Annotated in this window: 27 protein-coding genes; 10 read left to right on the top strand and 17 right to left on the bottom strand. The window is 71.2% G+C overall.

The genetic code is table 11. The features are described 5' to 3' along the window. Nucleotides 1–45: 45 nt before the first annotated feature. From EG812_RS16480 to EG812_RS16465, 4 genes are read left to right on the top strand one after another with little or no spacing between them, the layout of a single operon-like run. Nucleotides 46–888, top strand: coding sequence for a neocarzinostatin apoprotein domain-containing protein (locus tag EG812_RS16480; protein WP_126712052.1), 843 nt, complete (start codon nt 46–48; stop codon nt 886–888). Then, nucleotides 885–1892 carry a heme/hemin ABC transporter substrate-binding protein gene (locus tag EG812_RS16475; RefSeq protein WP_233579504.1) on the top strand — a complete coding sequence of 336 codons (1008 nt, stop codon included), beginning with the start codon at nt 885–887 and terminating at the stop codon, nt 1890–1892. Before EG812_RS16480 ends, EG812_RS16475 begins: the two co-directional genes overlap by 4 nt. Continuing rightward, on the top strand, nt 1889–2917 hold the full coding sequence (locus EG812_RS16470) for a FecCD family ABC transporter permease (protein WP_126712051.1): 1029 nt from the start codon (nt 1889–1891) through the stop codon (nt 2915–2917). Before EG812_RS16475 ends, EG812_RS16470 begins: the two co-directional genes overlap by 4 nt. Then, the gene (locus EG812_RS16465) at nt 2914–3711 is read left to right on the top strand and encodes a heme ABC transporter ATP-binding protein (RefSeq protein WP_126712050.1); all 798 of its coding nucleotides are present in this window, start codon (nt 2914–2916) and stop codon (nt 3709–3711) included. The genes EG812_RS16470 and EG812_RS16465 overlap by 4 nt, the downstream gene beginning before the upstream one ends. Before the next feature lie 54 nt (nt 3712–3765). Here EG812_RS16465 and EG812_RS16460 read toward each other — a convergent pair whose 3' ends face one another. Both EG812_RS16460 and EG812_RS16455 read right to left on the bottom strand, forming a co-directional pair. Then, nucleotides 3766–4080, bottom strand: a complete 315-nt coding sequence (locus tag EG812_RS16460) for a DUF2470 domain-containing protein (RefSeq protein ID WP_126712049.1) — start codon at nt 4078–4080, stop codon at nt 3766–3768. Continuing rightward, a complete protein-coding gene (locus tag EG812_RS16455) occupies nt 4077–4718 on the bottom strand; it encodes a biliverdin-producing heme oxygenase (protein WP_013733599.1) in 642 nt (213 codons plus the stop codon). The genes EG812_RS16460 and EG812_RS16455 overlap by 4 nt, the downstream gene beginning before the upstream one ends. Nucleotides 4719–4935: 217 nt before the next feature. On the opposite strand from EG812_RS16455, the gene EG812_RS16450 reads away from it, so the two are divergent. After that, nucleotides 4936–5328 carry an SCO5389 family protein gene (locus tag EG812_RS16450; RefSeq protein ID WP_126712048.1) on the top strand — a complete coding sequence of 131 codons (393 nt, stop codon included), beginning with the start codon at nt 4936–4938 and terminating at the stop codon, nt 5326–5328. Nucleotides 5329–5418: 90 nt separating this feature from the next. On the opposite strand, the gene EG812_RS16445 is transcribed toward EG812_RS16450, so the two are convergent. Then, nucleotides 5419–5808, bottom strand: a complete 390-nt coding sequence (locus EG812_RS16445) for a VOC family protein (RefSeq protein WP_043720701.1) — start codon at nt 5806–5808, stop codon at nt 5419–5421. Further along, complete coding sequence (locus EG812_RS16440; RefSeq protein WP_043720698.1) at nt 5790–6074, bottom strand: ArsR/SmtB family transcription factor; 285 nt, start codon at nt 6072–6074, stop codon at nt 5790–5792. The genes EG812_RS16445 and EG812_RS16440 overlap by 19 nt, the downstream gene beginning before the upstream one ends. Before the next feature lie 125 nt (nt 6075–6199). Between EG812_RS16440 and sthA the strand changes: the two genes are divergently transcribed. Then, nucleotides 6200–7603, top strand: coding sequence for a Si-specific NAD(P)(+) transhydrogenase (sthA, locus tag EG812_RS16435; protein ID WP_013733595.1), 1404 nt, complete (start codon nt 6200–6202; stop codon nt 7601–7603). Nucleotides 7604–7908: 305 nt separating this feature from the next. On the opposite strand, the gene aceB is transcribed toward sthA, so the two are convergent. Together aceB and aceA are read right to left on the bottom strand one after the other, a co-directional pair. Then, a complete protein-coding gene (gene aceB, locus EG812_RS16430; protein ID WP_126712047.1) occupies nt 7909–9519 on the bottom strand; it encodes a malate synthase A in 1611 nt (536 codons plus the stop codon). Next, the gene (gene aceA, locus EG812_RS16425; protein ID WP_126712046.1) at nt 9516–10787 is read right to left on the bottom strand and encodes an isocitrate lyase; all 1272 of its coding nucleotides are present in this window, start codon (nt 10785–10787) and stop codon (nt 9516–9518) included. The genes aceB and aceA overlap by 4 nt, the downstream gene beginning before the upstream one ends. 217 nt (nt 10788–11004) lie before the next feature. Between aceA and EG812_RS16420 the strand changes: the two genes are divergently transcribed. Next, nucleotides 11005–12399: a short-chain fatty acyl-CoA regulator family protein gene (locus tag EG812_RS16420; RefSeq protein ID WP_199743886.1), complete on the top strand. Its 1395-nt coding sequence runs from the start codon at nt 11005–11007 to the stop codon at nt 12397–12399. A gap of 95 nt (nt 12400–12494) precedes the next feature. On the opposite strand, the gene EG812_RS16415 is transcribed toward EG812_RS16420, so the two are convergent. From EG812_RS16415 to EG812_RS16400, 4 genes are all read right to left on the bottom strand, one after another. Next, nucleotides 12495–13184 carry an alpha/beta fold hydrolase gene (locus EG812_RS16415; protein ID WP_126712045.1) on the bottom strand — a complete coding sequence of 230 codons (690 nt, stop codon included), beginning with the start codon at nt 13182–13184 and terminating at the stop codon, nt 12495–12497. A 96-nt stretch (nt 13185–13280) separates the two neighbouring features. Further along, nucleotides 13281–13844 carry an NYN domain-containing protein gene (locus tag EG812_RS16410; RefSeq protein ID WP_013733590.1) on the bottom strand — a complete coding sequence of 188 codons (564 nt, stop codon included), beginning with the start codon at nt 13842–13844 and terminating at the stop codon, nt 13281–13283. Nucleotides 13845–14080: 236 nt separating this feature from the next. Continuing rightward, complete coding sequence (locus tag EG812_RS16405) at nt 14081–15598, bottom strand: M20/M25/M40 family metallo-hydrolase (protein ID WP_233579503.1); 1518 nt, start codon at nt 15596–15598, stop codon at nt 14081–14083. A 178-nt stretch (nt 15599–15776) separates the two neighbouring features. Beyond that, nucleotides 15777–16616 (bottom strand): DUF4253 domain-containing protein, encoded by an 840-nt coding sequence (locus EG812_RS16400; RefSeq protein ID WP_199743885.1) that lies wholly within the window; start codon nt 16614–16616, stop codon nt 15777–15779. A gap of 272 nt (nt 16617–16888) precedes the next feature. On the opposite strand from EG812_RS16400, the gene EG812_RS16395 reads away from it, so the two are divergent. Then, the gene (locus EG812_RS16395) at nt 16889–18040 is read left to right on the top strand and encodes an RNA ligase RtcB family protein (RefSeq protein ID WP_126712144.1); all 1152 of its coding nucleotides are present in this window, start codon (nt 16889–16891) and stop codon (nt 18038–18040) included. Further along, on the top strand, nt 18037–18645 hold the full coding sequence (gene prfH / locus EG812_RS16390) for a peptide chain release factor H (protein ID WP_126712044.1): 609 nt from the start codon (nt 18037–18039) through the stop codon (nt 18643–18645). The genes EG812_RS16395 and prfH overlap by 4 nt, the downstream gene beginning before the upstream one ends. Here the strand turns inward: prfH and EG812_RS16385 are convergent, their stop codons facing one another. Next, on the bottom strand, nt 18646–19413 hold the full coding sequence (locus EG812_RS16385; RefSeq protein WP_126712043.1) for an SIR2 family NAD-dependent protein deacylase: 768 nt from the start codon (nt 19411–19413) through the stop codon (nt 18646–18648). 105 nt (nt 19414–19518) lie between these two features. Here EG812_RS16385 and EG812_RS16380 point away from each other — a divergent pair, with 105 nt between their 5' ends. Then, on the top strand, nt 19519–21021 hold the full coding sequence (locus EG812_RS16380; RefSeq protein WP_148113822.1) for a hypothetical protein: 1503 nt from the start codon (nt 19519–19521) through the stop codon (nt 21019–21021). Between the two features lie 22 nt (nt 21022–21043). Here the strand turns inward: EG812_RS16380 and EG812_RS16375 are convergent, their stop codons facing one another. The 6 genes from EG812_RS16375 to EG812_RS16350 form a co-directional block, all read right to left on the bottom strand. Then, a complete protein-coding gene (locus tag EG812_RS16375; RefSeq protein ID WP_126712041.1) occupies nt 21044–21541 on the bottom strand; it encodes a DinB family protein in 498 nt (165 codons plus the stop codon). Nucleotides 21542–21714: 173 nt separating this feature from the next. Continuing rightward, entirely contained in the window at nt 21715–22701 is a 987-nt protein-coding gene (locus tag EG812_RS16370) for an LLM class flavin-dependent oxidoreductase (RefSeq protein ID WP_013733582.1), read from the bottom strand. Further along, nucleotides 22698–23042: a TIGR04076 family protein gene (locus tag EG812_RS16365; RefSeq protein ID WP_013733581.1), complete on the bottom strand. Its 345-nt coding sequence runs from the start codon at nt 23040–23042 to the stop codon at nt 22698–22700. The genes EG812_RS16370 and EG812_RS16365 overlap by 4 nt, the downstream gene beginning before the upstream one ends. Next, entirely contained in the window at nt 23039–23413 is a 375-nt protein-coding gene (locus EG812_RS16360; RefSeq protein ID WP_126712040.1) for a nuclear transport factor 2 family protein, read from the bottom strand. Before EG812_RS16360 ends, EG812_RS16365 begins: the two co-directional genes overlap by 4 nt. Nucleotides 23414–23431: 18 nt before the next feature. After that, nucleotides 23432–25084, bottom strand: a complete 1653-nt coding sequence (locus tag EG812_RS16355) for a DUF885 domain-containing protein (RefSeq protein ID WP_126712039.1) — start codon at nt 25082–25084, stop codon at nt 23432–23434. Then, nucleotides 25081–26319: an amidohydrolase family protein gene (locus EG812_RS16350; protein WP_126712038.1), complete on the bottom strand. Its 1239-nt coding sequence runs from the start codon at nt 26317–26319 to the stop codon at nt 25081–25083. The genes EG812_RS16355 and EG812_RS16350 overlap by 4 nt, the downstream gene beginning before the upstream one ends. Between the last annotated feature and the right edge of the window lie 5 nt (nt 26320–26324).

Below are 26324 nucleotides of genomic sequence, written 5' to 3'. Positions count from 1 at the left end.
CAAGATCGACTTAGGTTAGCCTAACCATAGTCATGGAGGTTAGTCATGCCTGCCCGCCTAGCCGCTGCCCTGGTCAGCGCGATGCTGCTGGCCCTCGGCGCCCTCGCCACCCCCGCGTACGCCAACACGGTCGGCAAGGGACCCAACGGTCAACGACTCTCCGTCAGCAAGACGACCGGGATCCCGCTCGGCGGCACCACCGTCACCGTCACCGGTTCCGGCTACGACACCACCAAGGGGATCTACGTCGCGTACTGCGTCGACAACGGGGCGGGCGTGGCACCCTCACCGTGCGGCGGTGGCGTCGACACCACCGGTTCCACCGGCGCCTCGCACTGGATCTCCTCCAACCCGCCCTCGTACGCCGAAGGGCTGACCGTCCCGTACGGAGCGGGCGGCTCGTTCACCGTGCAACTGAAGATCACCTCGAAGATCGGTGACGTGGACTGCACCACCCGCCGCTGCGTGGTGGCCAGCCGCAACGACCACACCCGCGCCTCGGACCGGTCCCAGGACGTCAAGGTGCCGGTAACCTTCGTCACCCCGGCCGCCCCGAGCGCACCCGCTGCCGCCCCGGCCGCACCCGCTCCCGCCACGCCCACGAACACCTCCGCCGCGCCGACGAACACCTCCGCCGCGACCACACCGGCCGCCACCGGCTCGGCACCCGCAGCCATCGTCGGCTCGGCTGCCGCTGCCGGGGCCACCGACGCCGCCGGTGGCGAGGCCGCGCCGGCACCCGGCGCCGAACAGCCCCTGCTCACCACGCAGGTCAGCGACAGCACCGGCGCGGGACGCTGGTTCACCGCGGTCCTGGCGGGACTTGCCGTGCTGCTGGTCGTCGTGGTGGCGCTGCGGATGCGGGACCGACGCCGGGAACAGCGATGAGAAGGTGCCTGACGCTGCTGATGCTGCCCGCGCTGCTCGGCCTCACCGCCTGTGCGCCCGCCGCCTCGACGGCGGCCCCGACGACGGGCTGCGGACCTGCCACGGCCGTGGTCACCGACGTGGACATCGAGCCGATCGGCGCCGATCCCGGCAGCACCCTGCCGGCCACGGTCACCTCGGCCGACGGCTCCAGCGTGACGGTCACCGACGCCAGCCGCATCCTGCCGGTCAACCTCTACGGTTCGATCGCCGAAATCGTGTTCAGCCTCGGGCTCGGTGACCGGGTGATCGGCCGGGACACCTCCACCACCTTTCCCGCCGCCGGCGACCTGCCCGTGGTCACCCCGGCCGGACACGACCTGTCCACCGAGGCCATTCTGCGACTCAACCCCACCGTCGTCCTCGCCGACGACAGCATCGGGCCGCCCGAGGTGCTCGCCCAGCTGCGCCGCGCCGGCATCCCGGTGGTCCTCGTCGACGACGAACAGAGCCTGGCCGCCATCGGCCGCAACATCCGGACCATCGCCGCCGCACTTGGCGTACCGGAAGCCGGGGAACAGCTGGTGGCCCGGGTGGAGGGCGACATCGCCGCCGCCCGCCGAGCCGCCCCACCCGACACGGCACCACTACGCATCGCGTTCCTGTACGTCCGCGGCACCGCGGGGGTCTACCTGATCGGCGGCAGGGGCGCCGGGTCCGACGAGATGGTCCGCGCCATCGGCGCCACCGACGCCGGCACCGAGATCGGGCTGTCCAACTTCCGGCCGCTGACCAGCGAAGGGCTGATCAACGCGGCGCCCGACGTGATCCTGGTGATGACCGAGGGACTGGCGTCGGTCAAGGGCGTCGACGGGCTGCTCTCCCTGCCCGGCGTGGCCCAGACCCCGGCCGGTCAGCACCGCCGCATCGTGGACATGGACGACGGGCTGCTGCTCACCTTCGGTGCGCGTACCGGTCGGGCCATCCGGGCGTTGGCCGACGCGGTCTACGGATCATGCGCGTGAGACGGGCCGCCCTCGTCGCCGGCCTCGCGGTGACCCTGCTGCTGCTCTGCCTCGTCGCCGCCGGCACCGGGCAGGTCCAGGTCCCCCCGGCGGAGGTGCTCGGCTCGATCCTGCACCGCATCGGCCTCGACATCGGACCGACGCCGAGCGTCACCCACGGCGAGAGCGCGCTGTGGGTGGTGCGCTTCCCCCGGGTCGTCCTCGCCGTGATCGTCGGAGCCGCGCTCGGCTGTGCCGGTGCGCTGATGCAGGGCGTCTTCGGCAATCCCCTGGCCGAGCCCGGCGTCATCGGCGTCTCCTCCGGCGCGGCGGTCGGCGCGGCCACGGTCATCGTCACCGGGGCGGCCACGTTCGGCGGCTGGACGGTGGCGGCCGGTGCGTTCCTGGGCGGTCTCGCCGCCACCGGCCTGGTCTATTCGATGTCGCGCGTCGGCGGGCGGACCGAGGTGGTCACCCTGGTGCTGACCGGCATCGCGGTCAACGCGGTGGCCGGCGCGCTGATCGGCCTGCTGATGTTCTTCGGCGATGCGGACGCGGTGCGGGCCATCGCGTTCTGGCAACTCGGCAGCCTGGCGCAGGCGAACTGGGCGGCGGTGGCGGTCACCGCCCCGTGCGCAGCGGTCGGCATTGCGATCGCGGTCGCCGCCGCCCGCCGCCTCGACCTGCTCGCCCTCGGCGACCGGTCGGCCCGGCACCTCGGTGTCCACGTCGAACGACTGCGGCTGGGAATGGTCGCGGTGACCGCCCTGCTCGGCGCCGCCGCCGTGGCCTTCACCGGCGTGATCTCCTTCGTCGGCCTGGTCGTGCCGCACCTGGTCCGGATGGTCGCCGGCCCGGGTCACCGGCTGTTGCTGCCGGCCAGTGCCCTGGGCGGGGCCATCGTGGTGGTGGCCGGGGATCTGGCCGCCCGCACCCTGGTCGACTACCAGGAACTGCCGCTGGGCGTGTTGACCGCTGTGGTGGGCGGACCGTGCTTCTTCTGGCTGCTGCGCCGGACCCGAGCCCGAGCGGGAGGTTGGGGATGAAATGGACCGATGTCGACCCGGAGCGGGTCGACCTGCGGGCCGAGCGTCTGGGCATCCGGCGTGATGCGCGGCCGGTCCTGTCCGACGTGTCCCTCTCGGTTCGTGCCGGCGAACTGCTGGCGCTGGTCGGTCCCAACGGTGCCGGCAAGAGCACCCTGCTCGCCGCGATCTGCGGTGACCTGGCTCCCGCCGCCGGCACCATCGAGTTCGCCGGCCGGCCGCTGACCCGTTGGGCGCCGGTCGAGCTGGCCCGACTGCGCGCCATGCTGCCGCAGCGCGCCACCATGTCGTTCCCGTTCACCGTGGCCGAGGTCGTGGCGATGGGACGTGCCCCGTGGGCCGGCACCCGGCTCGCCGCCAAGGACGACGACGCGGTGGCCGAGGCGTTGCGGCTGACCGGGATGCAGGCGTTCGCCGGCCGGGTGTTCTCGGCGCTGTCCGGTGGTGAACAGGCCCGCGTGGCACTGGCCCGGGTGCTCGCCCAGCGCACCCCGATGCTGCTGCTGGACGAGCCCACCGCCGCGCTGGACCTGCATCACCAGGAGTTGGTGCTCCGGCTGGCCCGCGACCGGGCCCAGCAGGGTGGCAGCGTCGTGATCGTGCTGCACGACCTGGGCCTGGCGGCGGCGTACGCGGACCGGATCGCGTTGCTGGCCGGTGGCCGGCTGGTCGCCGACGGGCCGCCGGACGCGGTGCTCACCGCCGACCGGCTCAGTGAGGTCTATCAGCACGAGGTCGAGGTGCTGCCCCACCCGCACACCGGTGTCCCGCTGGTGCTGCCAGTACGCCCCTGACCAGCCGGGCTGGTCAGGGGCGTCAGGTCAGGTTCCCGCCGAGGCCGGTCGGGTTCAGCTGGCTTCCGGGCGGGGGGTGCGGCCCAGCGCGGCGCACGCCTCGCGGTACATCCGGGCGGCCTCGGCACGGATCTGTCGGCGTTCGGCGATACGGCTGGAGAACGGGATGCGCACCGGCACCTCGACGCCGTCCACGACGGCCAGGAACTCCATCGCGTCGGCGTCCATGCCGGACATGGCGGCCGCGGTGGCCGTCGGCTGGCTGCCCAGCCCCTGGCAGATCACCCGGCAGTCGTCGGCGTGGTCGGTGTTCATGTGTCGCATCACCGCCGCGACGACTTCCGGCGGGAACGGGTTCGCGGCGCTCACGCCGCACTCTCCTGCGTCACGGCCCGCCCCAGGTCGTCGAGCATGGCGGTGTTCAGCCGGTAGGCGTACGACACCTCGTCGAGGAAACGTTGCCGCTCGACGGCGTCCCAGGGCGCCGCGTCGAGCAGCTCCCGGTACTGCTGCTTGAAGGCACGCGCGTCCAGGCCGGGGAAGAGGAAGAACTGCACCCCGTCGGTGTCGAAGCCGAAGGTGCGGTGCAGCGCCCGGGCCATCACCTGACCACCGGAGAGGTCACCCAGGTATCGGGTGTAGTGGTGGGCGACGAAACCGGCCGGCCAGGAGAAGGCCACCTCGCGCAGACGCGCCCGGTACTCGTCGGTGGCGGCGCTCGGGACGATCGGACCGGTCCAGTCCGGACCGTGCAGGAAGGACAGATCATCGACGATGCGCGGCAGTCGACGCAGCTCGTCGACGACGAACGGGCCGGCCACCGGATCGTCGCGCATCGTGTCGGCGGCCTCTTCCAAGGTCTGGTAGACCACGTGCAGCTGTTCGAGCAGCGCGGCGTACCCGGCCCGGTCCAGATGTCCCGACAACAACGCGTCGAAGTACGTCACACTCTGCGCGGCCCGATGGTCCGCCCTGGTCAGCTCTCGCACCTCTGCGGCGAACCCCATAAGCACCTCCAAGTTAGGCAAGCCTAACCTATCATGATCAAGCTTCCCTGTGGAGATGGCCGAAAGTGCCAGCCCGCGCACCCCACCAGGGGATACCCACCGAACCGAACCGACCACCGGCGTGGCGACGCGCAGGAGCGTTGACAGCGTACGGGTGCCATGGTGTGCTCGGACTGCGCGCGCAAACGACAATCGTTTCCATTAAGCGAGGAGAAGCATGTCTCTCACCGTGTCACCTGACCTCCTGCGAGCCGCCGAGTCCGGGCCCGTCACCGACGAGGAGTTCATCGCCTGCGTCCGCGAATCGCTGCCGTACGCCTGGCAGACCGTCAGCCGGGTGGCCGCGGAGCTGGCCACCTCGGACGTCGAGTTCTCCGACAACGTGATCGCGCCACCCGGTGACGCAGAACGGGGCCAACTGCTGCGCGCCATGGCCAGCGACGCGATCCGCGCCGGCCTGGAGCAGCACTTCGGGGTGAAGCTGGCCTTCCAGAACTGCCATCGGGTCGCGGCGTTCCGCACCGCGGCCGTCGACTCCGACACCTACCGTCGCTTCGTCTCCGCTCGTGGCCAACTGCTCAACCAGTCTCCGGAGCTGCGCAACTGCTGAGACGCGGGTCCGGACCCCGGCGGGCGGGCGTGCGCCCCACGGGCGCCAGCCCCCGTCCCGCCCGCCGGGGCACCGCGGTCGGTGACCGCCCTACCCCTGCGGCGCCACGATCTGGATGAGGTTGCCGCAGGTGTCGTCGAAGACAGCGGTCGTCACGGTCCCCGCGTCCAGCGGCGGCTGGGTGAAGGTCACTCCCTGCGCGGTCAGCCGCTCGTACTCGACGGACACGTCCGCGACGGTGAACATGGTGACCGGGATCCCGTCGGCGACGAGGGCCTTCTTGTAGGCGAGGGCGGCCGGGTGCTGGTCCGGTTCGAGGACCAGCTCCACGCCCTCCGGATCCTCCGGGGAGACCACGGTCAACCAACTGTATTCACCCAGCGGCACCTCGGTCTTCTTGATGAAGCCGAGCACCCCGGTGTAGAAGGCCAGGGCCTTGGCCTGGTCGTCGACGAGAACACTCATGTGTCCGATTCGCATGGTCCCACCCGCCATCTCTGATAGATCTGCTGAAGTGGAGACGTGTCCAGGTCGATGAAGGTGTACCGGCCCTGACGCCGCAACACCACCAGCCCCGCCTCGGCCAGCACCGCGAGGTGCTGGGAGATGGCCTGGCGTGTCGAGGTGAACCCCTTGCCCGTCAAGCGGACGCACAACTCGAACAGCGTCTGGCCACTGCGATCCTGCAACTCGTCGAGGATGGCACGCCGGGTGGGATCCGCCAGCGCCTTGTACACGTCGCCCACCGCCGAACAATAGGCAAGCAACGACTTGCATGTCAAACATCGACAACGTTCCGAGTAGGTAAACCCTTGCCCCGGGCGGCCGGCAGGCCTGGCGCGAGTGGACGCCGCTTGCGACGCTTGCGGCCATGTACGACTACGACGTGTTGGTGCTGGGTTCCGGACCCAGTGGTCAGAAGGCCGCGATCGCCGCCGCCAAGCTCGGCCGACGGGTCGGTCTGGTGGAACGGCGCGACATGATCGGCGGGGTGTGCATCAACACCGGCACCGTGCCGTCCAAGACGCTGCGCGAGGCCGTGCTCTACCTGACCGGCCTGAGCCAGCGGGACCTCTACGGCAGCAGCTACCGGGTCAAGGAAGACATCACGGTCAGCGACCTGGCCGCCCGCACCCAGCACGTGATCAACCGGCAGACCGACGTGATCCGCAACCAGTTGGCCCGCAACCGGGTCACGATGATCACCGGCACCGGACGGTTCGCCGACGCCCACTCGGTCTGGGTCGACGGCGGATCCGGTCACGAGTCGAAGGTGACGTTCGACAAGGCGATCATCGCCGCCGGCACCCGTCCGGCCCGCCCGGACAGCGTCGACTTCGACGACCGCACCATCGTCGACTCCGACGGCGTCATCAACCTGCAGGCCGTGCCGCGCAGCATGGTGGTGGTCGGCGCCGGGGTGATCGGCATGGAGTACGCCTCCATGTTCGCCGCCCTCGGCACCAAGGTGACGGTGGTCGAACGCCGGGAGAAGATGCTCGACTTCTGCGACGAAGAAGTCGTCGAGTCCCTGAAGTACCACCTGCGCGACCTGTCGGTCACCTTCCGCTTCGGCGAGGAGGTCGCCGCGGTGGAGAAGCACCAGACCGCCGCGCTGTGCATCCTCAAGAGCGGCAAGAAGATCGCCGCGGACACCGTCATGTACTCCGCCGGGCGGCAGGGTCAGACCGACGGGCTGGCCCTGGAGGCGGCCGGCCTGACCGCCGACCGGCGGGGCCGCATCGAGGTCGACGCGCACTTCCGCACCGCCGTGGAGCACATCTACGCCGTCGGCGACGTGATCGGCTTCCCGGCGCTGGCGTCGACCTCGATGGAGCAGGGCCGGCTGGCCGCGCAGCACGCCTGCGGCGAGCCGGTACGCGCGATGCACGAGTTGCAGCCGATCGGGATCTACACCATCCCGGAGATCAGCTTCGTCGGTAAGACCGAGGACGAGTTGACCGACAGCGCCACCCCGTTCGAGGTGGGCATCGCCCGCTACCGCGAGCTGGCCCGGGGGCAGATCGTCGGCGACTCGTACGGAATGTTGAAGTTGCTCGTCTCGCCAGACGACGGACGCCTGCTCGGCGTGCACGTCTTCGGCACCGGCGCGACCGAGATCGTGCACATCGGGCAGGCGGTGATGGGCTGCGGCGGCACGGTCGACTACCTGGTCGACACGGTGTTCAACTACCCGACCCTGGCCGAGGCGTACAAGGTGGCGGCGCTGGACGCCGCCAACAAGATCCGCAACATCACCCGCATCGACGGCTGACCCACGACCCGGGTCGGACCTCCGCGCGCCCACCGTGCGTCACGACAGCTCCGCCGGCCGAATGCCCCTGTCCGCGCTTCGCTCTGCTTCAACCCACGCACAGGTCTGTTGATCTGCGGTTCCTGCTGTCGGTGCCGCAACGGCGGCACGCCGGTCCGCATCCGGAGGGTAACCGTTGCGTGGGTTGAAGCAGAGCAAAGCGCGTGCACGGGAGAGGGTGACCGGGGCGGTCGGTTGCCGCAGATGGCGCTGGTCGACGACGACGGCGGGCCGGGGTGGGGCGAGAGGCCCCACCCCGATTGCCGTCAGCTGGCCGCCGCGAGTGACCGGCGGCGCGGCCCCAGGTGCCGGGCGTACGCGCCGGTGGTGAAGAAGGCCGGCAGGTCCTCGCCCAACGCGGTCTCCTCGACGATGCGCGCCGCCTGCGCGGCGCGTTCCCGCTCGGCGTCGCCGCGCCCCTCGGACAGCGCCGACAGCTCCTCGGCCAGCAGCGCTCGCACCCGGTCTGAGGTGACGCTGCCGCCCTCGGCCAACGGCGTACCGTGGTGCAGCCACTGCCACACCTGGCAGCGGGCGATCTCGGCGGTCGCGGCGTCCTCCATCAGGTTCCACAGCGCCACCGCGCCCGCTCCCCCGAGCCAGGCGTCGATGTAGTGCAACGCCACCGCGATGTTGGACCGCAGGCCCGACTCGGTGACCTGACCCGGGGTCTTGTCCACCGAGAGCAGGTCGGCGGCGGTCACGGACACCTCGTCCCGCTGCCGGTCGAGCTGGTGCGGGCGCTCGCCGAGCACCGCGTCGAACACCTCCCGGCAGGTCGGCACCAGGCCGGGGTGCGCCACCCAGGAGCCGTCGAACCCGTCGCCGGCCTCCCGCTGCTTGTCCGCCCGCACCTTGGCCAGGGCGTTCTCGTTGACCTCCGGATCCCGGCTGGGCACGAAGGCGGCCATCCCGCCGATCGCGTGCGCGCCACGTCGGTGACAGGTCCGCACCAGCAACTCGGTGTACGCCCGCATGAACGGCACCGTCATGGTGACCGCGGCCCGGTCCGGCAGGACGAAGTCCGGCCACTGCCCGAAGTTCTTGATGATGCTGAAGATGTAGTCCCACCGGCCGGCGTTCAACCCGGCCGAGTGTTCGCGCAGCTCGTAGAGGATCTCCTCCATCTCGAAGGCCGCCGTGATCGTCTCGATCAGGGTGGTCGCCCGGATGGTGCCCTGCGGCAGCTTCAAATAGTGCTGGGCGAAGACGAAGATGTCGTTCCACAGCCGGGCCTCGCGGTGGTCCTCCAGCTTCGGCAGGTAGAAGTACGGTCCGGCGCCGGCGGCGAGTTGCCGACGGGCGCAGTGGAACAGATAGAGCCCGAAGTCGACAAGGCTGGCCGAAATCGGCCGCCCGTCCACCACGATGCCCTTCTCCACCAGGTGCCAGCCGCGCGGCCGGACCACGATGGTGGCCAGTTCCTCGCCGAGGGCGTACCGCTTGCCGCGCGGGTCGGTGAAGTCGATCCGCCGCTCCAGGGCGTCCATCAGGTTGAGTTGTCCACCGATGACGTTTTCCCAGGTGGGGGCGGTGGCGTCCTCGAAGTCGGCGAGCCACACCTTGGCGCCGGAGTTCAGCGCGTTGATGGTCATCTTGCGTTCCGGTGGGCCGGTGATCTCGACGCGCCGGTCTTCCAGCCCTGGTGCCGGTGGGGCCACCCGCCAGGTCGGGTCGGCCCGCACGCCGATGGTCTCCGGCAGGAAGTCGGGCAGCTGGCCGGTGGCGAACCGGTCGCGGCGCGCCCGGCGGGTGTCCAGCAGGGCGACCCGCCGGGCGGCGAACTCGCTGTCCAGGGTGACCAGGAACTCCAGCGCCTCGGGCGTGAGCACCTCGTCGAAGCGTTCGGCCATCGGGCCGATGACCTCGTACCTCATGCGAACTGCTCCTCTTCGGTGGAGCCGCGCAGCGCGGTGGTCTCGGCGGCCGGGTTGAGGACGGTGCTGATCAGGTCGAAGTAGCCGGTGCCGACCTCGCGCTGGTGCTTGACGGCGGTGTAGCCGGCCGGCTCGGCGGCGAACTCCCGCTCCTGCAGCGACACGTAGGCGGCCATCCCGTCGGTGGCGTAGCCCCGGGCCAGGTCGAACATCGAGTAGTTCAGGGCGTGGAAGCCGGCCAGGGTGATGAACTGGAACTTGTAGCCCATGTGGCCGAGCTCCCGCTGGAACTTGGCGATGGTCGCGTCGTCGAGGTGCTTGCGCCAGTTGAACGACGGCGAGCAGTTGTAGGCCAGCAACTGGTCCGGGTACTCCGCCTTGATCGCCTCGGCGAAGCGGCGGGCCACCTCCAGGTCCGGGGTGCTGGTCTCCATCCAGAGCAGGTCGGCGTGCGGGGCGTACGCCAGGCCCCGGGCGATGCACGGCTCGATGCCGTTGCGCACCCGGTAGAAGCCCTCGGCGGTGCGCTCGCCGGTGACGAAGGGCTGGTCGCGCTCGTCCACGTCGGTGGTGAGCAGGGTGGCCGCCTGGGCGTCGGTGCGGGCGATGACCACGGTCGGCACCCCGGCCACGTCGGCGGCCAGCCGGGCCGCCTCCAGGGTACGGACGTGCTGCCCGGTGGGAATGAGCACCTTGCCGCCGAGGTGGCCGCACTTCTTCTCGCTGGCGAGCTGGTCCTCCCAGTGCACCCCGGCCGCGCCGGCGGCGATCATGGCGTTCATCAGCTCGTACGCGTTGAGCACTCCACCGAAACCGGCCTCGGCGTCGGCGACGATCGGGGCCAGCCAGTCGATGGCCGAGGTGTCCCCCTCGGCGGTGGTGATCTGCGCGGCGCGCAGCAGCGCGTTGTTGATTCGGCGGACCACCGCGGGCACCGAGTTGGCCGGGTAGAGGCTCTGGTCGGGGTAGGTGTGGCCGGCCAGGTTGGCGTCGGCAGCCACCTGCCAGCCGGACAGGTAGATCGCCTTGAGCCCGGCCCGGACCATCTGCACGGCCTGGTTGCCGGTGAGGGCGCCGAGCGCGTGGATGTAGTCCTCGCTGTTCAGCAGCCGCCACAGCCGGTTCGCGCCGTGCCGGGCCAGGGTGTGCTCCTCCTGGATCGCGCCGCGCAACCGCACCACGTCCTCGGCGCGGTAGCTCCGACGCACACCCCGCCAGCGGGGGTTGGTGTCCCATTCGTGCTGCAACTGCTCGACCGGAGTAGGCATCGTCTCGTGTCCCTTCACCATTCGTGGCACACCGTGGCCGGTGAGCTCCGCTGCCCGGCCGCCGGTGGTGCAGACCACGGTCACACGCCTGTTCGGCGGGGGTCGAGGGACGGAAAATGCCAATTCTTGTAAATCCTCGGAAGCGTTTTGCAAAGTTGTTAATCGGCTTATTGGCAGCGGTGCTAATGTGACCCGACAAAACCTGCTGGCGTGGGAGGTGAGGACAATCAGTAAGATCTTCGCCGGGGCGCGGCTACGCCGGTTGCGCGAGGAACGCGCGCTCAGCCAGACCGAGCTGGCCCGACACCTGGGCATCTCCCCCAGCTACCTCAACCAGATCGAGCACGACACCCGGCCGCTGACCGTGCCGGTGCTGCTGCGGATCACCGAACTCTTCGGTGTCGACCCCACCGTGTTCGCCGCCCACGACACCCCACGCCTGGTCACCGGGCTGCGGGAGGCCCTGCCCAACCGGGCCAGCCCCGCCGAGCTGACCGAGCTGGCCACCCGGCTGCCCGAGCTCGCCGCCGCCGTCATCGACCTGCACCGGCGCTACCAACAGGCCGAGGAGCAGCTCGCCGAGCTGGTCGGCGACCGGGAACGACTCGGCCGCAGCCCGCACGACCAGGTCACCGAGTTCTTCTACCGGCGGCAGAACTACGTGCCGGAAATGGACGAGGAGGCCGAGCGGCTGGCCGCCGCGATGGGGTTGCGGCGCGGCGAGGTCCGCGGCCGGTTGCGCGACCGCCTGGCCCAACGGCACGGCGTACGCATCCTGCGCGAGGACGACGGCGCGCTCGGCGGTGAGCTGCACCGCTACCGGCCGCAGACCCGCACCCTGCACCTGTCCACCTCGCTGCGCGGCGGGCAGGAGGCGATGCGGATGGCCGCGCAGATCGCGCTGCTGGAATTCGCCGACGTCATCGACGAGATCGTCGAGTCGGAGAACTTCGACGACCCGCAGACCCAGATCCTGACCCGGGTCGGGCTGGCCAACTACTTCGCGGCCGCGCTGATCCTGCCGTACGACCAGTTCCTGACCGCCGCCGAGCAGCGCCGGTACGACATCGAACTGCTCACCCAGCACTACGCGATCGGCTGGGAGACGGTCTGCCACCGACTCAGCACCCTGCAACGGCCCCGGGCGCGCGGGGTGCCGTTCTCCTTCGTCCGGGTCGACCGGGCCGGGAACATGTCCAAACGCCAGTCCGCCACCGGCTTCCCGTTCTCCCGGACCGGCGGCACCTGTCCGCTGTGGAACGTCTACGAGGCGTTCGGCGCGCCGGGCCGGGTGGTCACCCAGGTCGCCGCGATGCCGGACGGTCAGCGCTACCTGTGGATCGCCCGCACCATCACCCGCCACCACGGCGGCTACGGCCAACCCGGCAAGGTGTACGCGATCGGGCTGGGCTGCGAGACCCGCCACGCCGGCCGGCTGGTCTACTCCACCGGCGTCGACCTGCACGCCGCCGAGGCCGCCACCCCGATCGGCCCTGGCTGCAAGACCTGCGACCGGATGACCTGCCCCCAACGCGCCGCCCCACCCATCAGCCGTCCCCTGGACCTGGACGAGAACCGCAGCACCTTCATCCCCTACCCCCTCCGCGACTGACCCTCACCCCGCATCCCTGCCTGTCGGAGTTGCCGGCAGATGCTGATCTCCACAGTGCCGCCAGCCTCATGCTCAACGCGAGAGTGTGAGGGGCGTCAGGGGGTCAGGAAGGTGGTCAGGGTGTTGAGGTAGGCCGTCGGGGCGGTTTCGTGTATCAGGTGGCCTGCGGGAATGGTGGCGAGGCGGGCGTCGGCGAGGCGGTTGGCGAGTTCGGCGATGTGCTGCTGAGGCACCGGGCTCGACGGGCCGCCGCCGATCAGCAGGGTGGGTACGGTGATCCGGGCGATGATCTCGGCCCAGTCCCGACCCGGATCGTCGATCTCGGGGCGGACCTGCTCCACCACCCGCCAGTCGAACGGCAACTTCCCCGCCGGCCGCTGCGGTGGCGCAGGTGGGCGCGGATGCGGGAAGCCGATGTCCTCCAACACCAGGCGACGGATGTGTTGCGGTCTGGCTGCGGCCGCTCGGCAGGCGACGAGGCCACCGAGGGAGTGGCCGATCAGGTCGACCGGGCCGCTGTCGAGGTGGCCGAGGACGCCCAGGACGTCCTGGGTGAACAACTCCAGCCGGTACGCACCGGGCCAGTCACTGCCTCCGTGACCGCGCAGGTCAACGCCGTACACCGTCCGATCGGCGGCCAACTCCGCCGCGACCACATCCCAGTCCTCGGCAGTTCGGCCGGTGGCGGGTAGCAGCACCACGGGGGTACGGGCCGGATCGGCAGCCGGCCACACCCGCAGCGAGAGCCGGAGGCCGCCGAGCATGATGTCGATCAGGTCAGGCACCAGCTGAGCATTGCCTCCTGTGCCGCCAGCGGCCAAGCGATTCCGCTACCGGCAGACCCGCCAAACCGCCATCGCGGTACGCGGATGCTGTCCGGCCTACAGGAAGCGCTCCGGGTCGAAGCTTTCAAGGTCGATGATGCGCACCCGAGGAAGCACGTTGGTGAAGCAGTCCGCGTCCTCCTCGATGTCGAATACCTGTAGGCCCGGCAGCTCGGCGAAGCCGGCGTTGAGGAACTCCTTGAACCCGACGACCGCGACCTGACGATCGCCTTCCAGCAGCTCGCCGAGCTGCGGCAGAAAGTCGCCGTCGTGGCTGGCGAGCATCACATTGCCCGAACGTCGGGCGATGGCCTCCAGTGTCCGCTGAATGCCGATGTCCACCACCTTCTGATCCGATGAACCAGCCAGCGGGATGGGCCGGTAATCCATGCTCAGCAGGGCCCGGACGAAGGGCATCGGCAGTGCGCCACCCGAGGCGTTGAGGAAGAACAGTCCCTTCACCGGCTGCCGCCACGTGTCGCGCGCGAACTCCCGCAGACGCTCCCACCGGGGTCGCTCCGCGGGGGCCGGCCGGCGCTCCAGAACACTGTTGCCGAGAGTGGCGTCGATGTTCTCCCCATCCACGATGAGGTACGTGACGGATTCCGATGTGCCGGGCATAGACGTACCTCTCGAGTGGAGCAGCGAGCGCGGACCGGTCCAGCCCGAGCGTTTGACGTGCCAGAAGCCATACTCATGGTCAAGGGTATTGGCTACCTGGCCGCGGCACCCCAGCAGGTGCCTGGCGGCTGGTCCACCAGCACCTGTCCTACCCGTACGATCCGGCAACCGGCGCGGCCCGGACCGACCTGTCCCCCTGAGCGGGACCGGCTGATCCGGGCACGTCGACGCCGGGGCTATCCCTGGGTGATGACGACGTCGTCGACGGCGGCTTCGACCAGGCTGGCGGTGCCGGCGTCGGCGGCTTCGATCAGGATCCGGATGCTCTGGCCGGCGTAGCTGCTCAGGCTCCAACTGCCTGACGTCCAGGCGGCGTTGCGGTTGGTGGCGCTGGCCGACTGGGTGAACAGGGCGGTGGTGCCGCCGTTGTGGACCACGGAGACCCGGAAGAAGTCCGCGCTTGTGGCGTTGCTGCCGTGGGCGAGGTACCAGGACAGCTTCAGGGTGAGCGGGCCGGTGGCGGGCAGCGTGATGGCGGGTGAGCGGACGCTCGTCGTACCGCCGTCGATGTCGTGGTCGCCGGCGGAGGTGCCGGCGAGCCTGCCGGTGACCAGGTCGTTCGTGCCGGAGAGGGCGGTGAGTTGCTTGGCGCCGCTGGAGTTGGTGGCCTGCGGCACGCCGCGCTCCCAACTGCCGCTGGTGGCGGTGTCGGTGCCGGCGGGGTTTGTGGTCCAGCCGGTGGCGGTCTCGAAGGTGTCCGACCAGACCGTCGTCGCCGGGGTGCCGGCGGCCAGGGTCCAGAGGGCGTACGCGGCGGCGTCACCGGCCCGGTTGAGCACGGTGTCGGAGATGTTGCTCGGGTACGTGTCGCACGCCCGGTGGTAGCAGGGGTCGAAGGCGCTCTGGGTGCCGCCCCACTTGGTCACCTGCGCGGCGGTCTTCACCCGGGACGCACCCGCCGCCACGCCGGAGGTCTGCACGCCGATCGCGTTGAAGGGGGCGTCGTCGGAACGGCCGGCGCCTTCGGTGTTCTCCTCGGTCGGCACGCCGATGGAGTCGTAGTACGCCTTCAACGTCTGGCCGGGCACGGAGGTGATCCGGTTGATGAAGTAGCCGCCGTTGACCGAGCCGACCATGTCGAAGTTGAAGTACGCCTTGATCTTCGCCCGTTCCGTGCTGGACAGGGTGTTGGCGTAGAACCGCGATCCGTTGAGGCCCTGCTCCTCGTCGGTCCAGAAGGCGAACCGGACGCGGCTGGTCAGGCTCGGGTTGGTGGCCGCGAGAGTCAGGGCGATCTCCAGCAGGGTCGCCGACCCGGAGGCGTTGTCGTTGATGCCGGGACCGGCGGACACCCCGTCCAGGTGTGCGCCGAACATGTAGATGCTGTTCGGGTCCCCACCGCCCGGCCAGTCGGCGATCACGTTCGGGCCGGCGCCGCTGGTGCAGCCGGAGGTGCAGTTCTGCCGGGTCACGGTGAATCCGGCGGCGACCAGTTTGTTGTACACGTAGGTCACCGAGGCGGTGTAGCCGGCGCTGGTGGCGCGTCGGTTGCCGCCATTGCTTGTCGCGATCGTCTGGAACTGCTGCAGATGCGCCTTTGTGTTGGTCAGCGAGATGTCAGGTACCGCCATGGCGGACACCACCGAAGCGGTCGCCGCGGCGGTGGTCGCGGGGGCGGTGGCCGGGACGGCGACCACGGCGACGGCGGTCAGGACCAGGGCCGCGCAGGCACGCAATACCGAAGGTACTCGCAACGTTTTCTCCTGCCGGATAGGGAACGCCGGAGACACCGGCAGCCGCAGATTAGGACGGTGCGGAGAATGGCGTAAACACATCGCGCTATACCGCTTTGTCCATAGCGTGACGAGTTGGCCCCGGCCGAGTGCGCGCACCTGCTCGGGGGTGGTCAGCCCGCAGGTCTGAGCGCAGCGCTCAGTCCCACCAGAACGCCCAGGTCGGCGCATCGACGAGACGCTCGGCGTAGGCGGCGACAGTGTACGGACGCTGCCCCTGCAGGATGTTGTCCGGGCAGAAGGCGAAATGTTCGGCGGCGATGGGCAGCGCCTCGTCGAGGGTGCTCGGCGGCGCAGCGACACTGAGGTACAGCTCGGCGAAGCCGGCGCCGATCACCCGCACCCCGAAGCGGTCCTCCCAGCTGCGCAGCACCGCGCACAACTCGGCGACACCGATGTGGTTGATCGCGCCGTGCCAACCGACAGCGGCAAGCACGTCGCTGCTGCGCTGCGCGGGCACCAGGCCGAGATGCGCCTCGGACAGGGCCTGCGACAGCTGCTCGGCCCAGTGGTCGGCGTGCTCGCGCACCGCGACCCGGGGCGGCAGCGCCGGTGCCAGGCCTGGCCAGGCCCGACCGTACGGGGCGACGAGCGGATCCTCCTCGGCCGGGGGCGGCGAGTCGTCGCCGTCGCCGGTCTGGTCGGCCCACCGGCCGGCGAGCACCCGCTCGGCGTCGTGCTGGTCGGGGGTGGAGGTCGCCTGCCAGAGCTCACCGCCTTGCCAGGGGCGGGACATGTCACCGCCGAGGCCGTCCAGCAGCAACGGCCACAGCCCGGAGCTTTCATGTGCCGCGTGCAGGCGCGACCACAAGCCCGCCGGTGCCGGCTCCTCGCTCATCCACAACACGGGTCGTTCGTCGGCACCCTCGCTGCCGCGTACCGTCCGGCCGGGCGGCAGTGGCACGGCGAGCGTTCGCGGAGCACCGTCCGGGAACAGTTCCAGCAGGTCGGTGGGCATATCGTTCAACTGCGACGTCACGAGGCGTGAGAGTAACGGCCGGGACCGACTTTTCCCGCGCTCCGCGCGGCAGCACCTCGACCTTTCCGCGTGCTCCACGCGGCAGCAGCTCGACGAAAACCGGTTGCCCGAGCGGGTGGGCTGCGCCAGGGTGGGCGCATGACGTACTGACGGATCGCACCCCGCCGCGCCGAGATGCCTCCGCGCGCCCCCTCGTGCCCTCACCCACCGTCCGTGCCTGCGCTTTCTCCTCGGGAGAGAACTCCTTGTCTGAGCTGCACCTGCGGCAGTCGATGCTGCCTGCGTCCGGTCCTGCCACGATGAGCGTCTTCGCGTCGCCCACCAGTTGGATCGAGTTCGACGCCCATACCCAGTGCCGTCAGGTCGCCGCCCTCGACGGCATGATCCACGTCGCCGCCATGCCTGACCTGCATCCGGGCAAGGGCGCCCCGATCGGGGCCGCGATGACGTCCCGCGTGCTGTATCCGTTCCTCGTCGGATCCGACATCGGCTGCGGCATCGCGGTGTTCCCGATCCGGCTCAAGCGACCCGTACCGGAGAAGCTGGCCGCGCGGTTCCCCGACCTGGATCGGCCGTTGCATCCCGAACACGACGCCGATGATCCGGCGTGGACGGTGGTGAGCGGCGAGATACCCGCCGGCCACGTCGAGGGTCTCGGCACGGTGGGCCGGGGCAACCACTTCGTCGAGCTGGCGCGGATCGGCGCGGTGCTCGACCCGACCCACGCGGGTCGTCTCGGGCTGGCCGCCGGTGACCTGGTGCTCGTCGTGCACACCGGCTCCCGAGGACTGGGCGAGCAGATCCTGCGCGAGCACACCGAACGACACGGCGCCGGCCCGGCCCCGGATCCGCAGGCGTACCTGGCCCGGCACGACGAGGCCGTGCGGTGGGGTGCGCTGAACCGTCGGCTGTTGGCTGCCCGGGTCGCGTACGCGCTGGGCGCCGCGCCGACCGAGCCCGTCGTGGACCAGTGTCACAACCTGGTCGAGGTACGTGACGGCAGCTACCTGCACCGCAAGGGCGCGGCACCGGGTGACGGCCGGGACGTGCTGATCGCCGGTACCCGGGGCACCCCGTCCTATCTGGTGGCCGCGCACGCCGGCCCGGAGGCGAACTACTCGGTGGCGCACGGCGCCGGGCGGAAGATGTCCCGGGCCGACGCGCTGCGCCGGGGGCGGGCCAAGCACACGGTCGAGGAGCTTCGGCGTACGCCGGTGGGCTCGCTCGTGGTGTGCGGCGACCGCCAGTTGCTCTTCGAGGAGGCGCCGGGGGCGTACAAACGCATCGAGCAGGTGATCGACGACCTGGTCGAACACCGGTTGGCCACCCCGATCGCGACCACGGTTCCGCTTGTCACGTACAAGACGGCCGACCTCGCTGTCGGGTCGCGGCGCGACGAGCGACGTCGGCGGGGCCGGCGATGACGGTACGCCTGCTGCTGTCGGCCGGACGCGGCCCGCAGGAATGCGCCTGGGCGCTGGCCCACCTGCTGCGACGCCTCGAAGCCGAGGCCGCACGGCAGCGACTGCGGGTGCACCGGGTCGACACGGTCGCCGGTGACCGGCCCGGCACCTACCGCTCCGTGCTGGTGGAGGTCGGCGGCGCTGGTGTCGAGGCGTTCGCCGCCTCCTGGACGGGCACGCTGTGCTGGCAGGCACCCAGCCCGTACCGGGCCGGGGTCGGTCGGAAGAACTGGTACGTCACCGCCCAGCCCTGCCCGGCGGACCCGGACGCCACCTGTTTCGAGGAGTCCGACGTGGAGGTGGTCGCCTGCCGCACCAGCGGGCCGGGCGGTCAGCACCGCAACAAGGTCAGCACCGCGGTACGGGCGACACACCGCCCGACGGGGTTGGTGGTCGTGGTCGACACCGAACGGCAGTTCAGCCTCAACCGCCGGATCGCGCTGCGGTTGCTGCGGCAGCGACTCGCGGACCGCGACGAGACGGCGGTACGCGACGCCACCACCGCCCGGTGGCAGCTGCACGACCGGCTGGTACGCGGTGACCCGGTCCGGGTCGAACGCCCGTAGTCACCCGGCGCCGCCCCAGGCGGCGTCGACCAGGGCGGGCAGCACCCGGGCCGCCGGGCCGCGCAGGTTGATGTCGGACACCTGGTCCAGCGGCGTCGGTTCCGGATTGACCTGGATCACCGTGGCGCCGCAGCGGGCCGCGACGTGCGGGATCTCCGCGGCCGGATAGACCAGGCCGGAGGTGCCGACGGTCAGCAGTACGTCGCAGGAGGCGGCGGCCTCGGCGGCGGCTTCCAGGGCCGGCTGCGGCAACGCCTCCCCGAACCACACCACGCCCGGCCGGATCGGCGCGGAACAGCGGTCGCAGCGCGGCGGCGGCAGCCGGCGTCCCTCGGCCGGTTCGGCCGGGTCACCTGTCGACGCCGGGTGGGCGCAGGCGGAGCAGCGGGGCGCGAACAGGCTGCCGTGCAGGTGCAGCGGGGCGGTGGAGCCGGCCCGCTCGTGCAGGTCGTCCACGTTCTGGGTGATCAGCACGCTGTGCGGGGCGCGGGCCTCGATCGCCGCGACGGCCAGGTGCCCCGGGTGCGGTCGGGCCCGCGCGACGACGGCGCGCCGCCACTCGTACCAGCCCCAGACGAGGTCCGGGTCGGCGTCGAACGCCTCCGGGGTGGCCAACTGCTGGGCGTCGTAACGCTGCCACAGGCCGGTGAGCGCGTCGCGGAAGGTCGGCACACCGCTCTCGGCGGACATGCCCGCGCCGGTGAAGACCACCGTCCGTCGGGCCTGGCCGAGCAGTTTCGCGGCCTGGGTCGGTCCCGATTCGGTCATCCGTCGAGACTATCGGCGCTCGGGTCGCTCGCCGGGCTCGCCTACAGTGTCGGATCACCCTGTCGCCATGCGACGACACGACGATCGGGAGGGCCGTTGCGCCGGATGCGTGCGTTCGAGTTGCACCACTGGTTGCTGCTCTCGTTCGTCACGGTCATCTTCGGGGGCGTGATCTGGATGGCCGTCCTCGCGGTCGACTCGTTCCGGGCGACGTACGGCGGGGTGGCCGGTGCGGTGACCGTCGAGGACTGCGTGTACGCCGACACCGACGACGGACCCCAGTGGACCTGTTCCGGGCCGTTCGTCTCCGCCGACGGCGCTGTCCGCATCGACGCGGTGAAGCTCATGCCCCGCTACGGCGCCCCCTGGGACGACGGCGTGACGGTGACGGGCCGGATCAGCAGCCCTTCGTCGGGCACTCTGCACACCGACGGCCAGACCTGGAAGTGGGCGACCGGGTTCACCGTCCTGCTCCTCGGGGTCGGCGTCTACCTCCTGCGGTCCGCCCTGCGAATCGAGCGCCAGGTGGCGCCGCCGCCGGTCGATCCCGAACTCGCGGCGATCTCCGAACGGGCCCGCGCGTTCCTCACCGAGTGGGACCATGTTCTCGCGCCGTCGACCCCGGCGGCCGCAGCGCCGCCACCGGTGTCGGCAGTCGACGCGCCGAAGCGGGCGAACCTTGCCGTCGGGAAGGTCCTGATCGGCTGGCTGTTGCTGGTGCTGACCATCGCCGGCACGGTGTGGCACCTGATGGAGTGGGAGCGCCGGCAGGTGGCGTCGTTGACCGGGCAGGCCCTGGGCACGGTCACCGGGGCCCGGCTCGGCGCGGAGGATCGGATCGAGGTCGCCTACCCCGACACCACCGGCGCCGAGTGGCGGGTGCGGTGGAAGCCGGTGGACCCGGACAGCTACCGGGAGGGCGGCCAGGTGCCGGTGCGGTACGACCCGGCTCAGCCGTACGAGGTGATGCCGGCGTATCCCGAATTCTTCGAGATCGAACCACGGGGGCGAACGGTGCTCGTGGAGCTGGTGCTGCTGCCCGGGTACGTGTTGGCCTGGGCGTGGATGTGGCGGCTCGGGCGCTGGCTGCTCGGCGCGTGTCGTCGTGGTCGACCGGCCGAGGCGTGGGTCCTGGTGGCGGAACTGCACTGGGGCGTCGAGCCGACATCGTTCTGGCTCGAACTACGCGACGCCGACCGGATCTGGTACCAGCGGATCGTCTGGGATCGCCGGCTGGTGCGCCGGCTGGCCGGTGACCCGGCCGGCGGTGCGCAGCTGCCGCTGAGCGTCGAGCTGCGCCGCTGCCCGGGGTTGCGGCGCATGTACCTGGTCGACGTAGCCGGGGTGGGGCGGCTCTGGCCGGCGAGCACCGCCCGTGCCCGACCGCCCCGCAACTACGAGCTGACCCCGGTCGAGCTGCACTTGTTCGGCCTCGCCGAGTCGACAGGCAGACACCTGGCGATTCTGCTGGCGTTGACCGTCCTGGCCGGAGGCGGTTGGCTGCTGGCCGGTCCGGCCACCGCCGCCTACCTGCTGGCGTTGATCGGCAGCTACCAGCTGTGGGGTGGTGGCGCACCCTGGCGCGGCTTCTACACCCTGCGCCACTGACGTCGTCCGGTGGCCGGCGAGTTCACTCGGCCAGGATCTGCTCGCGCAGGATGTCGGCGTGCCCGCAATGCTGGGCCAACTCCCGCAGCACGTGCAGGTAGACCCAGCGCAGCAGCAGCGGGCCACGCCGGTTGCCGTACACCAGGTCGTCCAGGTCGAGCGGGGCCGTCGCTCGGCGGGACCGCGTGCAGGTCTTCCGGTGTTCTCGTTGGATGTCGGCGATGGTGTCGGAGTCGTCCAGGATGAAGGACTCGTCCGGCGTGGCGGGGATGCCGATCTCGTCCCGCGACCGGCAGTTGACGGCCTCGTCGAACCAGACCTTCTCCACGAAGGTCGCATGCTTTACCAGGCCCAACAGGGTCGTGCGAGAGGACACCAGCGACCGGCGGGCCTGCTCCTCGGTCAGCCCCTCCAGGCAGGCGTTCAGCGCGGCGCGGTGCTCATCGAGGAAGAACTCGAACTGAGCCCGCAGCGGCTCGTCCCGGATATCGTCCATGGACGTCGGTAACGGAGATGCCATGCACGAAGCATCCCAAAAACCGCCCCACCCAACAACAAGCCACCCCCACCCCCACCCCCACGCGCGATCTTGCAGTTTTGGTCGCCGAGAGTCAGGGCAAAAGCCGCGAATCGGCGACCGAAACTGCAAGATCGGCGCCCGCGGGAGTGGGGGTGGGGTGGGGGTGGGGTGGGTCAGCTGCGTAGTAGTGGCAGTACCCGCTGGCCGAGCAGGTCGATGCCGGTGCGGGGGGTCAGGCCGTGCGGGGTGCCGAATTCGACGCGGCTCGCCCCGGCGTCGAAGACCGCGGCGGCCTGCGCGGCGACCTGTTCGGGAGTGCCGGAGAAGGCGAACAGGTCGAGCAGGTCGTCGCCGATCAGAGCACCGGCCGCGTCGTCCTCCCGGCGGGCCACGTGCTCCTTGATCCGGGCCAGCAGGCCCGGATCGACCTCGACCGTCGGGTCGAGAGCGGCGACCACCGCGAGGTACATCGCCACCTCGGTACGGGCCACCCGTCGGGCCAACTCCCCGTCGGTGTCCACGACCGTCACCGCGCCCAGCACCACGCCGGTGTGGTCACCCCCCGCCTCGTCGAGCCAGGCGCGCATCGTCTTGGCCATCGCCGGGTTCGCCGAGCCACCGACCTTGACCTCGGCGGCGTACCCGGCGGCGGACCGGGCAGTCTGCTGCCCCCAGGTGCCGACCAGCACCGGCACGTCCGGCCGGGCCGGCGCGTAGCGCAGGCTGGTGCCCGGCGCCACGGTGAACTCCCGGCCCTCGAAGCCACTGTCGTCGCCGCCGAGCAGCCGACGGACGATCTGCACCGTCTCGGCGATGCGCCGCAGCGGCCGGGCCTGCGCCACACCGATCTCCTGGAGCCAGGTGCCCCGGGCCAGACCCAGGTACGCCCGACCGTGCGAGGCCAGGTCGAGGGCGGCGACCTGGCCGGCGACCTCCACCGGATGCAGGGTGAACGGGTTGAGGCAGGCCGCGCCGAGCCGGATCCGGCGGGTGTGCCGGGCGGCCACCAGCAGCGGGAAGATCGGCGGCTGGTACATCAGGTCCCCGAAGACCGACAGCACGTCAAAGCCGTACCGTTCAGTCAACTCGGCCAGCTCGGCGTACTCGTCGGCGGACTTGTCCGATTGCAGGCCGATGCCGACCAGGCGGTCGTCGGTCACGTCAGCTCCTCGGTGGGGATCTGCCGCAGGGCAGTGCGTTCGATCCGCATGATGACCCGCTCCTCGGGGTCCGGGCAGGCCACGTGGCTGTCCCGGGCCATCCAGTCCCCCTCGGCCAGGGCCCGCTGCTTGGCCGGCAGCAACGGCAGGCAGGCGGCCAGCGCGTACATGCAGAAGTGCTGGCCGGCGGGGATGCTCAGCCGGCAGGACTCGGTCAGGTCGATCTGGTCGCCCACCTTCATGCCGCACACCGAGCGGCCCTCGATCCGCTCGACCACGACCCGCAGGTCGTACACCTCGGTGGTGGGTTCGTCGGTGGTGGTGGGTTCGTCGGTGCTCATCGGACTGCCTCCGCGTGGTGGTGCACAATGCGCCAGCCGGTGTCGTCGCGGCGCAGGACGTCGGTGACCCGGAAGCAGGTGTCCGGGCGGTCGTCGGCGAAGCGGGCCCGCAGCACGTAGCGGACCAGGCCGGTGTCGCCCCAGCTCTCGGCGCGTACCTGCTCCGGGGCCACGCTCACCGGCGCCGGGCCGGTCGCGGCGGCGGCCCGGGTGTCGCGCAGCGCGTCCAAGGCGGCCAGGCCGGTCAGCAGGTTGTCCGCGTCGGACTCCCAGATGGTCAGGTCGGGGTGCAGGTGGGCGTCGAACGCCGGGCGGTCGCCCAACGACCGGTACATGTCGCTGATGGTGGTGCTGAGTTCGTCGATGCTCATCGGGTCACTTCCGGGTGCTCAGATCGCGGGTGGCAGGGCCTCGGCGAGGCGGGCGCGTAGCGGGTCCAGGCCCATCGGCCCGAGCGCCAACGCGGTGTGATGGAACCGTTTGCGGTCGAAGGCGGCGCCGGCGCGTCGTTCGGCGTCGCGGCGGGTCTGCTGCCACAGCCGGGCTCCGACCTTGAACGCCAGCGCCTGGGCCGGCCAGCCGAGGTAGCGGTCGACCTCGAAACGGGCGGTCGCGGCGTCCAGCCCGGCGACCCGGGTGAGCAGGTCCACGGCCACGGCCGGGGTCCAGCGGTCGGCGTCGGTGAAGCCGGTGCCGGCCGGGATCGGCAGGTCGAGGTGCAGGCCGAGGTCGATGACGACGCGGGCGGCGCGCCACATCTGCCCGTCGAGCATGCCGAGGCGTTCACCGGGGCCGGCGAATAGGCCGAGTTCGTCGGCGAGACGTTCGGCGTAGTGTGCCCAGCCTTCGGCGTACCCGTGCACCTGGCACAGGTGGCGTTGCCAGGGGTGCAGCTCGGCGGTGGTCAGGGTGACAGCGTGTTGCAGGTGGTGACCGGGCAGCCCTTCGTGGCAGAGCGTCCCGACGTGCCGCCACACCGGCACGCTCGACTCCCCCGGCGGCACCGACCACCAGATCCCGCCCGGGCGGGTCAGGTTCGCGTCCGGCGGGGTGTAGTACATGACGCCGGAGGCGGCGGGGCTGATCCGGCACTCGACGTGGCGGGTGACGGCCGGGATGTCGAAGTGGACGCCGTCGAGCTGGTCGGTGAGCAGGGCGGTGCGCTTGCGCAGCCACTGTTCCAGGGCGGGACCGACCGACACCCGCCCGGCGGGGTCGGCGTCCAGCGCGACCCGGGCGCTCGCCGGGTCCGGGTGGCCGCAGTCGGCCGCCGCGGCGTGCAGTTCGGCGTCGGTACGGGCCAGCTCCGCCCAGCCGTACGCGTACAGCTCGTCGAGGTCGACGGTGGCGCCGAGGAAGGCGCGGGAGGTGACCTCGTACAGTTCGCGCCCGACACCGTCCACTTCGGAGGCGGCGGGGGCCAGTTCGGTGCGCAGGAACGTGGCGAACGCGTCGGTGGCGGCGGTGGCGCGCCGGGCCCCTTCGGTCAGCCGGTCGGCGAGCGGGCCACCGGGAGAGCCGGCGACGAGCCGGCCGTAGAAGTCGTCGGCGGTCCAGCTCTGGCACTGCGCGGCGACGACGAGCACCTGCCGCCGGGCGACCAGGTGGCCGCGCTGCGCGGAGCGGCGCAGCGTCGCGGCGTACTGGTCGAGGGTGTCGGGCAGCCGGTGCAGGTGCTCGGCGACGGCGGCCCAGTCGTCGGCGGTCTGCCGGGGCAGGTTGTCGAAGACCTGCCGGGCCAGGTGAACCGGGGTGGCCAGCGGGGCGAGCAGCCGGGTGGTGAACCCGGCGTCGTAGAGCGCGACCTCGCTGGTCAGCCGCTCGGCCAGGGCACCGGCGAGGGCACGCTGCGCCGGGCCGTCGGCGGTGGCGGAGGCAGCCGCCGACGCGGTCTGCCGGGCCAGTGCCGCGCGGGCGTCGAACGCCTCCGGGGAGAGGTCCGCCAGCTGCGAGTCGGGGGTACGCCCGGCCGCCTCGGCGGCCTGCGGGTCGAGATCGGCGAGTGCGGCGAGGTAGTCGTCGGCGACCCTGATCACGGTCATCGTCGGGCCCGGGTGCGGCCGTGGTCGTCGCGGTAGACGACGCCGCCCTTCATCACCACGTGCAGGGTGCGCAGGGCGGAGACCGAACGGGTCGGGTCGTCGCGCAGCACCAGCAGGTCGGCGTGCTTGCCGGCGGTGATGCTGCCCAGCTTGTCGTCGGCGTTCAGCCACTCGGCGGGGCGGATGGTGGCGGCCTTCAGCGCGTCGGCGACGGGCATCCCGGCGTCCACCATGAACTCCAGCTCCCGCACGGTGGCGGTGGTCTCGTCGTAACCGGCGTGCGGCGGCATGTCGCTGCCCAACGCGATCGGCACGCCGTTGCGGATGGCGTGTTGCAGGCTCTCCCAGTGTCGGGGGCCGGCGCCGAGGGCGCGTTCCATCAGCCAGCCGGGCACCCCGGAGTCGCGGAAGAACTGTTCGCAGCGGCTGACCACGATGGTCGGGACGTACCAGACGCCCCGTTCGGCCATCAGCCGGGTGACCTCGTCGGTCAGCTCGTAGCCGTGCTCGACGCAGTCCAGGCCCAGCTCCACGGCCCGGCGTACGGTGTCGGCCGGGCCGGCGTGCGCGGTGACCTTGCGTCCCCAGTCGTGGGCGACCCGGATGACGGCGGCCATCTCGTCGTCGAGCAGCTGCGGGGTGTCGATCGCCTCGTACTGCCCGGCGATGCCACCGGAGATGCACACCTTGATCAGGTCGGCGCCGGCCCGGATCTGGGCGCGGGTGAGCTGCCGGAACCCGTCGGCGCCGTCGGCTTCCAGGGCGTCGGCCTCCCAGCCGTGGCCCCCGGTGCAGCACAGCGCGTGCCCAGCGGTGAAGATCCGGGGCCCGTCCACCGCGCCGGCCTCGATGCCCTTGCGCAGTGCGAAGTCGGCGTAGCGGCCCTCGCCGACCAGCCGGGCGGTGGTGACCCCGGCGTGCAGGGTGCGCCGCGCCGAGTCGGCCATCAGCAGCACCAGTTCGGCCAGGTTGGACCGGTGCACCGCGTCGGCGAGGTGGCCGGGCAGACCGAGGGACAGGTGCACGTGCATGTTCGTCAGTCCGGGCATCACCACGTCGCCGCCCAGGTCGACCACCGGGACGTCGCCGGCCTCGGCGAGCACGTCGTCGACCGGCCCGACGGCGCGGATCATCCCGTCGACGCCGATCCAGATGCCCTGGTCGGCCTGAAGGTGGTCGGCGACGCCGTCATAGAGGGCGAGGTTGACCAGGACCTGTTCGGTGGCGCGATGCATGTCGG

Origin of the sequence: Verrucosispora sp. FIM060022, from assembly GCF_003977705.1 — a bacterium.
GTDB classification, from domain to species: domain Bacteria; phylum Actinomycetota; class Actinomycetes; order Mycobacteriales; family Micromonosporaceae; genus Micromonospora; species Micromonospora gifhornensis.
This window is presented reverse-complemented; position numbering and strand designations above follow the sequence as displayed.